The following is a 12,640-nucleotide window of genomic DNA, read 5'->3' on the forward strand; positions in this document are numbered from 1 at the left end:
GTCACCGTGGGAAAAGGAAACGACCGCTGCGTGCAACGCAGACCGCCGGGGCGGCACGTCATGGGACGCGAACGGGCCGCCTATTGTGGCCGACCACGCCGTGCGGCGCAAAATTCGACGGGATTGGCCGCCCGATCGCAGCGCTTGCGCGCCGGCCGACTCTGTGCGCAAGCGCTGCGCAGACCGCGCACCTGCCTATACTCGCGGCTCGCTCCAGCGGGGAATCGGCTTGGCATCCATCGCATCGCTCATCGCCCGGATCCAGTCCGCGCCGCAGCGCGAGCTGTACTTTTTCTCGCTGTACCGGGTGCTGGTGGCCGGCCTGATCGCCGCACTGGTGTTCAGCCCCTTGTCCGACGCCATCCCCGAGCCGCGCTACCCGCGCCTGGCCGCCGGCGTGGCGATCGGCTACCTGAGCATGGCGATCCCGCTGCTGTTCTGGGGCCGCGGCGAACGTCGCCTCACCCCCACCGTGCTGTGCGCGGTAGTGGCCGATATCCTTGCCGCTACCCTGGCCACGCACGCCCTGCCCGGTGCCAGCGCCGGGATCGCGATGATGCTGCTGTTCAACGTGGCGGCCGCCTCGATCCTGCTGCGGCTGCGCTACGGCATGAGCATCGCGGTGCTCGCCAGCGCCGCCATCCTGCTGGAATACCTGTGGACCCTGCTCGAAGGCGGCGGCGCCACCCGGCCGGTGGCCGAGCTTGCGATGTTTGCCACCAGCTACGTCGCGGTGGCCTTCATCTGCGAACAAATCGCCGCCCGCGCCCGTCGCAACCAGATGCTGGCCGAAGAACGCGGCGCCCAGGTCGCCAATCTGTACGAGATCAACGAACTGATCATCCGGCGCATGCGCACCGGCGTGCTGGTGGTGGATACCCACAACCACATCTCGTTGGCCAACGAAGCGGCGCTGAGCTTGCTGGGCGATGGCGACCAACGGCCCCCGTCCACCGACCTGTCGCTGGTGGCGCTCACCCCGGAACTGGCGCGCCGGCTGCAGCGCTGGCGTAGCGGCTGGCGCCAGGAAGAAGCCCCGCTGCAACTCGGCGCCGACCGCCCGGAAGTGCAGCCGCGCTTCGTGCGCCTGCTCGCCGACAGCGATCTGGTGCTGGTGTTTCTGGACGATGCCACCGTGGTATCGCGCCGCGCCGAGTCGCTGACCCTGTCGGCCATGGGGCGTTTCTCGGCCAGCCTGGCGCACGAGATCCGCAACCCGCTGGCCGCCATCAGCTACGCCTCGCAGTTGCTGGAGGAGTCGCCGGACATCGGCGATGCCGACCGCCGCCTGCTGCAGATCATCCACCAGCAATGCCAGCGCACCAACGGCATCGTCGAGAGCGTGCTCGCACTGGCGCGCCGGGAACGGGCCACCCCGGACAATCTAGACCTGGCCGCATTTGTACGCCGCTTCGTGGTCGAATACCGCCAGACCTTGTCGATGGAAACCGACATCCTGGAGGCCAGCATCCAGGGCAGCTCCGTGCATGCGTTGGTCGACCCCAAGCACCTGCATCAGATCCTCACCGCGCTGGTGCACAACGCACTCAAGTACGGCCGGGTGATGGACGAACCGGCACGGGTCAAGCTGCACGTCGAGCGCCTCGAGCGCATGGCAGTGATCGATGTGATCGACCGCGGTCCAGGCATTCCGGAAGCGGTGGCGGCACAACTGTTCCGCCCGTTCTATACCACCTCCGAGCATGGCACCGGCCTGGGCCTGTACATCGCCCAGGAACTCTGCCGCGCCAACCAGGCGCAACTGGACTACGTCTCGGTCCCCGGCGGCGGCGCGTGCTTCCGGATTTCGTTGCAAGGACCCAACGGATTGCTCGGCAAGTAAGGACCTGGCGATCGGTCGAGCGGGATGCCTGATGTGACAATAACGAGCAGAGCGAGCAGCGTGATCGATAGCAGACCGTTGCAATTGGCGAAGACGCAAACGCCATGCGGTAGTTGGCTTGCAGGGCTTGCGGGCCTGCGCAAGCAAGGCTTTCGTATGCAGACGCGTTTGGCGACGCAGCACATCTACAGCCCCGCATCGCCGACTGGCATCGGCGCCTTGCAAACGTGCTGAAAACCGCAACGATGCGCCCGCGCAGCAGGTGAACGGTTGGGCGGCGACCCGCTCGACAATTGTCGACCATCATCACGCTGGGCTATCGTGCGTCCCATGAACGAACCCAAAAGCGCCCTGGTTGTCGATGACGAGCGTGATATCCGCGAGTTGCTTGTTCTCACCCTGGGCCGCATGGGCCTGCGCATCAGCACCGCTGCCAACCTGGCCGAGGCGCGCGAGTTGCTGGCCAACAATCCCTACGATTTGTGCCTGACCGACATGCGGTTGCCAGACGGCAACGGCATCGAACTGGTCACCGAAATCGCAAAACACTATCCGCAGACGCCGGTGGCGATGATCACCGCCTTCGGCAGCATGGACCTGGCCGTGGAAGCGCTGAAAGCCGGCGCCTTCGATTTCGTCAGCAAGCCGGTCGACATCGGCGTGCTGCGCGGCCTGGTCAAGCACGCGCTGGAATTGAACAACCGCGACCGCCCCGCTCCGCCACCGCCGCCACCGGAACAGGCCAGCCGCCTGCTTGGCGACTCCAGCGCCATGGAAAGCCTGCGCGCCACCATCGGCAAGGTGGCGCGCAGCCAGGCGCCGGTCTACATCGTCGGCGAATCGGGCGTGGGCAAGGAGCTGGTCGCACGTACCATCCACGAACAAGGCGCACGCGCCGCCGGCCCGTTCGTGCCGGTCAACTGCGGCGCCATTCCCGCCGAGCTGATGGAAAGCGAATTCTTCGGCCACAAGAAAGGCAGCTTCACCGGCGCGCATGCCGACAAGCCCGGGCTGTTCCAGGCCGCGCACGGCGGCACCTTGTTCCTGGACGAAGTGGCCGAATTGCCGTTGCAAATGCAGGTCAAGCTGCTGCGCGCCATCCAGGAAAAGTCGGTGCGACCGGTCGGCGCATCCAGCGAATCGCTGGTGGATGTGCGCATCCTCTCGGCCACCCACAAGGATCTGGGCGACCTGGTCTCCGACGGCCGCTTTCGGCATGACCTGTACTACCGCATCAACGTGATCGAGTTGCGTGTGCCGCCGCTGCGCGAACGCGGTGGCGACCTGCCGCAGCTGGCCGCGGCCATCATCGCGCGGCTGGCACACAGCCACGGCCGCCCCATTCCGCTGCTGACCCAATCGGCGCTCGACGCATTGAATCACTACGGCTTCCCCGGCAACGTGCGCGAACTGGAAAACATCCTCGAACGCGCCCTGGCCCTGGCCGAAGACGACCAGATCAGCGCTACCGACCTGCGCCTGCCCGCGCACGGCGGCCACCGTTTGGCCGCCCCCCCAGGAGGCGCCGCGGCCGAACCGCGCGAAGCCGTGGTCGACATCGACCCCGCCTCGGCCGCGCTGCCGTCCTACATCGAGCAACTGGAACGCGCCGCGATCCAGAAGGCGCTGGAAGAAAACCGCTGGAACAAGACCAAGACTGCTGCGCAGTTGGGCATCACGTTTCGGGCGCTGCGTTACAAGCTGAAGAAGCTGGGGATGGAGTAGCAGAGCAGGGAATCGGGAGTGGGGAATCGGGAATCGTAAAAGCGCAGTTGCCGGCCTCGATGGCCTGTGTGGGAGACACTGCGATGGACCGGCTCATGCGTCAGCTCCCGGTCGTCGGCTGCAATGCTCGACGCTGTTGTCCAGACAAAACAGCCTGGACCGTACGGGTCCGCCAGCTGTTCCAATTCCCTCATCCCTAATCCCTAATCCCGATTCCCAGCCCTTCGTCCTTGGTTACTCGATTGATTTGCGCCAGGCCGGTCGCCCAATGCGCAGCCCTCATCAACGCCGACTGGCGCAAATCGCCGATACCGATCTTATGCGCTACATCGGCGATCTGCATCGCAGTACAGACCTCTTCTCCCGCTTACGGGAGAAGGTGCCCGAAGGGCGGATGAGGGCGCTTAGTCTTTCGTCACACGATTGATCTCGGCCAGGCTGGTCACCCAATGCGCAGCCGTCATCAACGCCCACTGCCGCAAATCGCCGATACCGATCTTCTGTGCTGCATCGGCGACCTGCATCGCAGTGCAGCCCTCTTCTCCCGCTTGCGGGAGAAGGTGCCCGGAGGGCGGATGAGGGCGCTTAGTCCTTCGTCACACGATTGATCTCGGCAAGGCTGGTGACCCAATGCGCAGCCCTCATCAAACGCCGACTGGCGCAAATCGCCGATACCGATCTTCTGCGCTGCATCGGCGATCTGCATCGCAGTGCAGCCCTCTTCTCCCGCTTGCGGGAGAAGATGCCCGGAGGGCGGATGAGGGCCTTTTAGTCCTTGGTGACCCGGTTGATCTCTGCCAGGCTGGTGACCCCATTCGCAGCCTTCATCAGCGCCGATTGACGCAAATCTCGGATACCGATCGCCTGCGCGGCCTCGGCGATCTGCATTGCATTGCCGCCTTCCAGCACGATCGCACTGATCTCGTCGGTCATCGGCATCACCTGGTAGATACCGGTCCGCCCCTTGTAGCCTTCGGTGCACTCGTCGCAGCCAACCGCCTCATACAGCTCGATCCCGGCGGCAAGCTGGGCAGGCGTGAATCCTTCGGCCAGCAATGCGTTATCAGGCAGCGTCGACTTGCGCTTGCAGTTGTTGCACAAGCGCCGCGCCAGCCGCTGCGCGATGACCAGGGTCACCGACGAGGTGATGTTGTACGGCGCGATGCCCATGTTCATCAGACGCGCAATGGTCTGTGGCGCATCGTTGGTGTGCAACGTCGACAGCACCATGTGACCGGTCTGGGCCGCCTTGATCGCGATCTCGGCGGTCTCCAGGTCGCGGATTTCGCCGACCATGATGATGTCCGGATCCTGTCGCAGGAACGAGCGCAAGGCTGCGGCGAAGGTCATGCCACGCTTGTTGTTCTGCTGCACCTGGTTGACACCAGGCAAGCGGATTTCGACCGGGTCTTCCGCAGTGGAGATATTGCGCGTCTCGTCATTGAGGATACCCAGCGCCGTGTACAGCGAGACCGTCTTGCCCGAGCCAGTCGGCCCGGTCACCAGTACCATCCCGTACGGCTTGTGGATCGCTTCCAGGAACAACTTCTGCTGGTCCGCCTCATAGCCCAGCTTGTCGATACCCAGCTTGGCCGCGCTGCCGTCCAGGATACGTAGCACCACCTTCTCACCGAACAGGGTCGGCAAGGTACTGACACGGAAGTCGATCTGCTTGGTCTTGGACAGGTTGAGCTTGATGCGCCCATCCTGCGGCACCCGCTTCTCGGCGATATCCAGCTGCGACATCACCTTCAGGCGCGCTGCGATGCGCTGATTCAGCTTCACCGGCGCCTTGGCCACGTTCTTGAGCAAGCCGTCGATGCGCAAGCGCACCCGGTAATCGTCTTCATACGGCTCGAAATGGATGTCCGAGGCTCCCCGCCTGATCGCATCCACCAGCACCTTGTTGACGAACTTCACCACCGGCGTGTCGTCGCCCTTGGCATCGACCCCGGAATCCCCGCCGGCGCCCATGTCCTCGTCGCCGGCCGAGACGTCGAGATCCCCCATGCCCTCCTCGTCGTCACCGAGCGCGGAGCCCAGTGCAGCATTGCTGGCCTGCCATTGCTCCAGGGTGCGACGGATCTGATCTTCATCCACAAGGATGGGCTCAACTACCAAGTTCGTGTGGAACTTGATGTCATCCAGCGCCCGGGTCTGGGTCGGATTGCTCACCCCCACGAACAGCCGGTTGCCGCGCTTGAACAGCGGCAGGACTTGGTGCTTCTGGAGTAGTTCCTCACTCACCAGCTTGACCGCGTTTTGGCTGGCGTCGAACGCCGACACATCCAGCAGCGGCATACCGAACTCGACCGCATTAGCAGCGGCGAGCTGGGAAGCAGTGACCAACTTCTTCTCAGCAAACCATTGCGGCAGAGGAACTTTTGCCGCAGATGCCTGATCCATCGCAGATCGCGCAACTGCCTCTTCGACAGCGCCGTCCTGTACCAGACGGCGCGCGATGCCCGTAATTCCCACCAAATTTGCGGTCACGGCGCTATTCATCATTGTTTCCGAGTGGCCCATGTCAGACCAAAAATACAGCCACCAAGCTCTAACACGAGACAAACTAGCGGCATGATGCAGGAGCGAAGCGATCTTTGTCTACCGGGGGCAAATCCGTGCTGCATGTCCAAATACCATTTGCATCCCGGGCCCACGTGAGCTTGGCGCCATTGACACGTGGATTGCCGCGCAACGTGCAATCTATAGCGTGTGCTTGAGCACCACTAGCATCAGGTGCAAGCACACTAATGCCACTGCATCGACTGGTAGCAGTCGCAGTCAAACCAATTGCGGAGGCTGAAGTTAGTGTGCTGCCCTCGCTGTCATTGACCAAAATCTCGTAGCGCGTCTTCCCGGGGCTGACTTCGGCCAAGCCGGCTGCCACCTGCGATTTGGCAACGTAGGTCTGATATTGCGGGATCGCTATGGAAGCAAGCAGGGCGATTATAGCGATTACAATCATCAATTCGATCAGTGTGAAGCCTTTAATCTCCTTATTGGCGAAGAACTCAATCCGCATATCAGCTCCCCTCAGCTGCGAATTCACTAGGACCCGTTACGATAAAGTCGGCGAAATGATCAAAAAAAACCCCGACCTAAGTCGGGGTTTTTAATGAGAGGTTCAAATATTACTGACAGGTAGCTGGAGCGAACTTTGCCTTATCACCAGTCGCGATATCAGTCGAGCAGGTCCAAACACCGTTGGTATCACGAGCCCAAGTGATCTTCTTACCAACAATACGCGGGCTACCGGCCAGCGTGCAGCTCAAAGCGTTAGTCTGCGCACCGGTTGTAGCATCCGGAGCCAACACCGTAATCGTCGAACAGCGATTGGTGGTCGACGAGGCCTGCAGACCAACTGCATCAGCAGTCGTCAGCGTCGAGCCCTTGCCTTCGTTCAAAAGAGTTTCGTACTGCGTCTTGCCCGGGCTCAGCTCGGCCAGACCAGCAGTGACCTGCGACTTTGCGACATAGTTCTGGTACTGCGGCAGTGCAATGGCGGCCAAGATTGCAATGATCGCGATGACGATCATGAGTTCGATCAGAGTGAAACCGTGTTGCTTCTTCATAAATATCCCCTAGAGTAATTAATGTCTTCGCCCACGGAGCACTCCCTTTGGGCGCCGCGTAGCGAGGTGCCACGTGCAGAGTACCTGTAGCAGAAAGCGTGCCAGTTTTCTGCACGCCGTCAAAGTGCTCCCGGATCAGATGATGCAGCAGTACCGCAGCGGTGCACAGAGGCAGAAACGCGAACTGCGACCCACTTCTTGCCGAGCCCTCGCGGGTCACTAGGTGACGCAGAACGTCAGGTCCAGGCTGGCGGTTGGGGAGCTATCTGCTACCTGAAAATTAGGTGCCAGCGATCCAGTAACGGGTTACCATCCTTCAGGTATCCGCCTGGGGATGGTGGATGGGGAATTCACATGTCAGCAGTACGTAACGCAGTCAAGACGAAGACCGCCGCACCGGCGGAGCAGATGAGCCCGTTTATCTGGGAGGGAACAGACAAGCGCGGCGTCAAGATGAAAGGCGAACAAACGGCCCGCAATGCAAATCTGCTGCGTGCCGAGCTGCGACGCCAGGGCATTACCCCCCTCGTTGTGAAAGTTAAGCCGAAGCCACTATTCGGCGCTGCAGGAAAGAAGGTCTCCGCAAAAGACATTTCATTTTTCAGCCGACAGATGGCAACCATGATGAAATCGGGCGTGCCGATTGTCGGCGCGCTAGAGATCATTGGTAGCGGCCAGAAAAATCCGCGCATGCGCACAATGGTTGGCCAGATCAGGACAGATATCGAAGGCGGGGCATCGCTTTACGAAGCCGTAAGCAAGCACCCGGTGCAATTTGATGAGCTCTATCGGAATTTGGTCAAAGCAGGCGAAGGCGCAGGCGTACTGGAAACTGTGCTCGACACCGTCGCCACTTACAAAGAGAACCTTGAAGCCCTAAAAGGCAAGATCAAGAAGGCCCTGTTCTACCCTGCCATGGTAATGGCGGTGGCGATGTTGGTCAGTGCAATCCTGCTTGTTTGGGTGGTCCCCCAATTTGAAGATGTCTTCAAAGGCTTTGGCGCTGAGCTGCCTGCTTTCACACAGATGATCGTCAACCTGTCTCGCTTTATGGTGTCTTGGTGGTGGCTGATGCTGTTCGCACTTATTGGCGCTGCAATCGGTTCTGTTTTCGCGTACAAACGTTCACCAGCAATGCAACATGGCATGGACCGTTTAGTGCTAAAAGCGCCAATCATTGGCCAGATCATGCATAACAGCTCAATTGCAAGATTCGCCCGGACAACGGCGGTTACATTCAAGGCCGGCGTACCGCTAGTCGAGGCGCTGGGCATCGTGGCCGGTGCTACAGGCAACTCGGTCTACGAAAAAGCAGTACTGCGCATGCGCGAAGACGTCTCGGTGGGCTACCCGGTCAACGTAGCGATGAAACAGGTCAACCTGTTTCCGCACATGGTGGTGCAGATGACCGCCATCGGCGAAGAAGCGGGCGCGCTGGATGCCATGTTGTTCAAGGTGGCTGAGTATTTCGAGCAGGAAGTCAACAACGCGGTCGATGCGCTCAGCAGCCTGATCGAACCCCTGATCATGGTGTTCATTGGTACCATCGTCGGCGGCATGGTCATCGGCATGTACCTGCCCATCTTCAAGCTCGCCTCGGTGGTTGGATAAGACGTAATGGCATTTCTCGACCAGCATCCCGGCCTCGGCTTTCCCGCCGCGGCCGGACTGGGACTGCTGATCGGCAGCTTCCTGAACGTGGTGATCCTGCGCTTACCCAAGCGCATGGAATGGCAGTGGCGGCGGGATGCGCGCGAGATTTTGGAGCTGCCCGATATCTACGAGCCGCCGCCGCCGGGGATCGTGGTGGAGCCCTCGCACGACCCGGTGACAGGCGACAAGCTCAAGTGGTGGGAAAACATTCCGGTCCTGAGCTGGGCGATGCTGCGCGGCAAGTCGCGCTACAGCGGCAAGCCGATCTCGATTCAGTATCCGTTGGTCGAGTTGCTCACCTCCATCCTGTGCGTCGCCAGCGTGTGGCGCTTCGGCTTCGGCTGGCAGGGCTTCGGCGCGATCGTGTTGAGTTGCTTCCTGGTGGCGATGTCGGGCATCGACCTGCGTCACAAGCTACTGCCGGACCAGTTGACTCTGCCGCTGATGTGGTTGGGGCTGGTCGGGTCGATGGATAACCTTTACATGCCGGCCAAGCCCGCCCTGTTGGGCGCGGCGGTGGGCTATGTTTCGCTATGGACCGTATGGTGGTTGTTCAAACAGCTCACCGGCAAGGAGGGCATGGGCCACGGCGATTTCAAGCTACTGGCCGCGCTCGGCGCCTGGTGTGGGCTCAAAGGCATCCTGCCCATCATCCTGATCTCTTCGCTGGTCGGCGCCATCCTCGGCTCGATCTGGCTGGTCGCCAAGGGCCGCGACCGCGCCACCCCCATCCCGTTCGGCCCCTACCTGGCCATTGCCGGCTGGGTGGTGTTCTTCTGGGGCAACGACCTGGTGGACAGCTATCTGCACTTCGCGGGTCTGCGTTGACCCTGGCACGATGAGTGATTTCATCGTCGGTCTTACGGGCGGCATCGCGTCCGGCAAGAGCGCGCTAGCCGCGGAGTTCGAGAAACTGGGTGTACCGGTGATCGATGCGGATGTGGTTGCGCGGCAGGTTGTGGAGCCCGGCCCCATTCTTGATGCCATCGCCGATCGCTTTGGACGCGCCATCTTGTTGCCGGATGGCGCGCTAGATCGCTCCGCCTTGCGCCAAATTGTCTTTGCCGATCCACTCCAACGGAAGGCGCTGGAAGCCATCACTCACCCCGCCATCCGCGCCGAACTGCGTCGCGCGGCACTGGCTACCCCGGGGCCGTACACCATCGTGGCCATCCCGCTGCTTGCTGAAGCCGGGGGACGTGCCACCTACCCGTGGCTGGACCGCATCCTAGTCGTCGATGTCCCCGCCGCCTTGCAGCACGCGCGCCTAATGCGGCGCGATGGCGCAACCCCCGAGTTGGCGAATCGGATGATCGCCGCGCAGGCAACGCGCGAACAGCGAGAAGCCATCGCAGACGATGTTGTTAGCAATGACCGCACTCCGGAACAATTGGAGCAGGAAGCGCGCAGGTTGGATGTTGTCTATCGGGTAGCCGCTTCAGAGCATTAGCGCTTGATCGTAGGCAACGATGGTGCGGCCGTGGTTGCAAACCATGTCACGAGCATCGGCGAAAAACGCTACTTTTCGCATTGCAGGAGTGCAGACAATGCGCCCAAGTGACACTTCGGGCATAGTTGCATGAATACACCCTTTGCCCCAGCCATTATTTTAGCCATCAAGGAAGAGAGCAATGCACGCCAGAAGCAGTAATTCATTTATCACCCAGTCAAATAATTCACCGTTAATTTCTCAAAAGCGGTTCACGGCAATCGCGCTGCAACAAGCATCAAAACTTGTTTTAATGACAGCGCTCTGCCTTCCTACGTCTGCTGTACTCGCTCAAGACTTCGAAGTTAGCAAAATCCCACCGCTACCCGGTGAATTCAACCCTGAGATTGACAATTATGGCGCTGGCTGCCGAATCCTCCAATGTGAAGGACAAGGCAACGGACTATGGAATGGACAACCCGCATCAATAGTGGTTATCAGCTACACAGGGCCGGAGGGACCAGAACTTCGCCCTTACATTGCGGCTGGATTTTCAAGCGCAAATAATTGCACCACAGACAATTCCACTTGCCGACCTTCAAGCAGCGGTTATTTCCCTACATTGTTGGCAAAACATTGGCAATGCCCAGCCGGATTTGATCCCAATCCAAATAACATAATGACATGCATTCGTCGGCCAGTTGACCCGGGCAAGAACAACGAATGTGATGCACCAACATCTGGCTCTTGCACCGCAGGAAATCCGGTCAATTTTTTTACTGGCACCAAGCTACAGAAAGATATAGATTTCTCTGCACCCGCAACCAAGCTCCAATTCGCTCGCTTTTACACCAGCGGAAATATCGGGCTTGATGCCGGCTCTCCGCTAGGCATTGAGTGGCGGCATTCTTACATGCGGTCCATCAGAGCCAACTTAGCATCGGGCGCAAAAACAGTTCTGCTAACAAGACCAAGTGGCAACTCTTATTTGTTCAAGGACGTGGGAAGTGGCGAATGGCATGCAGAAAGCGACGTGCGCTACGTACTCGAGGAAGTTAGGGAGGACGGGGCGCTGGTGAGCTGGCATGTCCACGCTCCCGATCAGACCATTGAAGAGTTTGATGCAGCTGGCAACTTGCAGAAAATCGACTACCCTGACGGCGATTTTATAACCTTTCGCTACAGTGAGGGGAAAGTTTCAATAGCGACTGATGCGAATGGGCGAAGTCTTGCCTTTTCGTACAAATATGGGGGTAATCCCCCCGCCCATTAGCAGACGCCAGAAGTGGAATTTTCTCGTATCCTTTCTCGAGGAGGTTCCATGAAGAAGTCCCGCTTTACCGACAGCCAGATCATCGCCGTGCTCAAGCAGGCCCAGGCCGGTGCGCCCGTGCCGGAGCTGTGCCGCGAGCACGGCATCAGCTCGGCCACGTTCTACAAGTGGCGCAGCAAGTTCGGCGGCATGGACGTGTCCATGGTCGCGCGCATGAAGGAGCTGGAGGAGGAGAACCGCCGGCTCAAGAAGATGTACGCCGAGGCGCAGCTCAGTACCGACCTGCTGAAGGAAGCGCTCGCAAAAAAATGGTGAGGCCATCTCAGCGACGCGAGATGGCCCAATCGGCAGTCACGAGCGGGCGTACGAACATCCGCCACGCCTGCCAGGCCTTCGCGGTGAGCCAGACCTGCTTCCGCTACCAGGCCAAGGCCAGCGAGCAGAACGCCCGGATCGCCGACTGGCTGGTCCGCCTGACGACCGCCCATCGCGACTGGGGCTTTGGCCTGTGCTACCTGTACCTGCGCAACGTGAAGGGCTTTGGCTGGAATCACAAGCGGGTCTACCGGATCTACCGCGAGCTGGAGTTGAACCTGCGGATCAAGCCGAGGAAGCGGCTGGTGCGTGAGCGGCCCGAGCCTCTGGCGGTGCCGGAGGCTATCAACCAGGTCTGGTCGATGGACTTCATGCACGACCAGTTGGCCGACGGCCGCAGCTTCCGGCTGTTCAATGTGCTCGACGACTTCAATCGCGAGGGGCTGGGGATCGAGGTGGATCTGTCGCTGCCGTCAGCCCGTGTGATCCGATCGCTGGAGCAGATCATCGAGTGGCGCGGCAAGCCCGCCGTGATCCGCTGCGACAACGGCCCTGAATACATCAGTGGCGCGTTGCTGTCCTGGGCGCAGCGGCATGGTATCCGGGTCGAGCACATCCAGCCGGGCAAGCCACAGCAGAACGCCTACGTTGAACGCTACAACCGCACCATCCGCTACGCCTGGCTCGCCCAAACCCTGTTCGACACCATCGACCAGGTGCAGGACAAAGCCACCCGCTGGCTATGGACGTACAACCACGAGCGTCCGAATATGGCGCTCGGCGGCATCACGCCTGCCATGAAGTTGGCGATGGCCGCTTAGCTCCAC

The 12,640-nt window shown here is 60.6% G+C and carries 12 protein-coding genes; 7 read left to right on the forward strand and 5 right to left on the reverse strand.

Annotation, left to right across the window (positions count from 1 at the left end; genetic code table 11):
* The first annotated feature begins 229 nt into the window (after positions 1-229).
* Complete coding sequence (locus tag ACCQ00_RS15955; protein WP_039568284.1) at positions 230-1,843, forward strand: sensor histidine kinase; 1,614 nt, start codon at positions 230-232, stop codon at positions 1,841-1,843.
* Positions 1,844-2,113: 270 nt separating this feature from the next.
* Complete coding sequence (locus ACCQ00_RS15960; RefSeq protein ID WP_039568287.1) at positions 2,114-3,568, forward strand: sigma-54-dependent transcriptional regulator; 1,455 nt, start codon at positions 2,114-2,116, stop codon at positions 3,566-3,568.
* Positions 3,569-3,764: 196 nt separating this feature from the next.
* Here ACCQ00_RS15960 and ACCQ00_RS15965 read toward each other — a convergent pair whose 3' ends face one another.
* The 5 genes from ACCQ00_RS15965 to ACCQ00_RS15985 form a co-directional block, all read right to left on the reverse strand.
* Positions 3,765-3,911, reverse strand: a complete 147-nt coding sequence (locus ACCQ00_RS15965) for a serine/threonine protein kinase (RefSeq protein ID WP_080948799.1) — start codon at positions 3,909-3,911, stop codon at positions 3,765-3,767.
* 61 nt (positions 3,912-3,972) lie between these two features.
* Positions 3,973-4,092 carry a hypothetical protein gene (locus ACCQ00_RS15970; RefSeq protein ID WP_039568289.1) on the reverse strand — a complete coding sequence of 40 codons (120 nt, stop codon included), beginning with the start codon at positions 4,090-4,092 and terminating at the stop codon, positions 3,973-3,975.
* Positions 4,093-4,336: 244 nt separating this feature from the next.
* Positions 4,337-6,073 carry a type IV-A pilus assembly ATPase PilB gene (gene pilB, locus ACCQ00_RS15975; protein WP_039568294.1) on the reverse strand — a complete coding sequence of 579 codons (1,737 nt, stop codon included), beginning with the start codon at positions 6,071-6,073 and terminating at the stop codon, positions 4,337-4,339.
* Positions 6,074-6,137: 64 nt separating this feature from the next.
* On the reverse strand, positions 6,138-6,593 hold the full coding sequence (locus tag ACCQ00_RS15980; RefSeq protein WP_039568290.1) for a pilin: 456 nt from the start codon (positions 6,591-6,593) through the stop codon (positions 6,138-6,140).
* Between the two features lie 109 nt (positions 6,594-6,702).
* On the reverse strand, positions 6,703-7,143 hold the full coding sequence (locus ACCQ00_RS15985) for a pilin (RefSeq protein ID WP_039568292.1): 441 nt from the start codon (positions 7,141-7,143) through the stop codon (positions 6,703-6,705).
* Positions 7,144-7,497: 354 nt separating this feature from the next.
* Here ACCQ00_RS15985 and ACCQ00_RS15990 point away from each other — a divergent pair, with 354 nt between their 5' ends.
* From ACCQ00_RS15990 to ACCQ00_RS16010, 5 genes are all read left to right on the forward strand, one after another.
* On the forward strand, positions 7,498-8,754 hold the full coding sequence (locus ACCQ00_RS15990) for a type II secretion system F family protein (RefSeq protein ID WP_039573972.1): 1,257 nt from the start codon (positions 7,498-7,500) through the stop codon (positions 8,752-8,754).
* A gap of 6 nt (positions 8,755-8,760) precedes the next feature.
* The gene (locus ACCQ00_RS15995) at positions 8,761-9,624 is read left to right on the forward strand and encodes a prepilin peptidase (RefSeq protein WP_039573976.1); all 864 of its coding nucleotides are present in this window, start codon (positions 8,761-8,763) and stop codon (positions 9,622-9,624) included.
* A 10-nt stretch (positions 9,625-9,634) separates the two neighbouring features.
* A complete protein-coding gene (gene coaE, locus ACCQ00_RS16000; RefSeq protein WP_007962470.1) occupies positions 9,635-10,246 on the forward strand; it encodes a dephospho-CoA kinase in 612 nt (203 codons plus the stop codon).
* Positions 10,247-10,427: 181 nt separating this feature from the next.
* Positions 10,428-11,498 carry an RHS repeat domain-containing protein gene (locus tag ACCQ00_RS16005; RefSeq protein ID WP_157926032.1) on the forward strand — a complete coding sequence of 357 codons (1,071 nt, stop codon included), beginning with the start codon at positions 10,428-10,430 and terminating at the stop codon, positions 11,496-11,498.
* Between the two features lie 48 nt (positions 11,499-11,546).
* A protein-coding gene (locus ACCQ00_RS16010; protein WP_099770635.1) for an IS3-like element ISXac2 family transposase occupies positions 11,547-12,634 on the forward strand; the annotation gives its coding sequence in 2 pieces (ribosomal slippage) (positions 11,547-11,799 and positions 11,799-12,634; 1,089 coding nt in all).
* The last annotated feature ends 6 nt before the right edge of the window (positions 12,635-12,640 follow it).

Origin of the sequence: Xanthomonas sp. NCPPB 3761, assembly GCF_041475705.2 — a bacterium.
Classification (GTDB): Bacteria; Pseudomonadota; Gammaproteobacteria; order Xanthomonadales; family Xanthomonadaceae; genus Xanthomonas; species Xanthomonas phaseoli.

Excerpts from the sequence above, each read along its gene's own strand:
- ACCQ00_RS15965 (WP_080948799.1), bottom strand. The coding sequence starts at position 3,911 with ATGCAGATCGCCGATGTAGCGCATAAGATCGGTATCGGCGATTTGCGC.
- ACCQ00_RS15970 (WP_039568289.1), bottom strand. The coding sequence starts at position 4,092 with ATGCAGGTCGCCGATGCAGCACAGAAGATCGGTATCGGCGATTTGCGG.
- pilB (WP_039568294.1), bottom strand. The coding sequence starts at position 6,073 with ATGAATAGCGCCGTGACCGCAAATTTGGTGGGAATTACGGGCATCGCG.
- ACCQ00_RS15980 (WP_039568290.1), bottom strand. The coding sequence starts at position 6,593 with ATGCGGATTGAGTTCTTCGCCAATAAGGAGATTAAAGGCTTCACACTG.
- ACCQ00_RS15985 (WP_039568292.1), bottom strand. The coding sequence starts at position 7,143 with ATGAAGAAGCAACACGGTTTCACTCTGATCGAACTCATGATCGTCATC.
- ACCQ00_RS15990 (WP_039573972.1), top strand. The coding sequence starts at position 7,498 with ATGTCAGCAGTACGTAACGCAGTCAAGACGAAGACCGCCGCACCGGCG.
- ACCQ00_RS15995 (WP_039573976.1), top strand. The coding sequence starts at position 8,761 with ATGGCATTTCTCGACCAGCATCCCGGCCTCGGCTTTCCCGCCGCGGCC.
- coaE (WP_007962470.1), top strand. The coding sequence starts at position 9,635 with ATGAGTGATTTCATCGTCGGTCTTACGGGCGGCATCGCGTCCGGCAAG.
- ACCQ00_RS16005 (WP_157926032.1), top strand. The coding sequence starts at position 10,428 with ATGCACGCCAGAAGCAGTAATTCATTTATCACCCAGTCAAATAATTCA.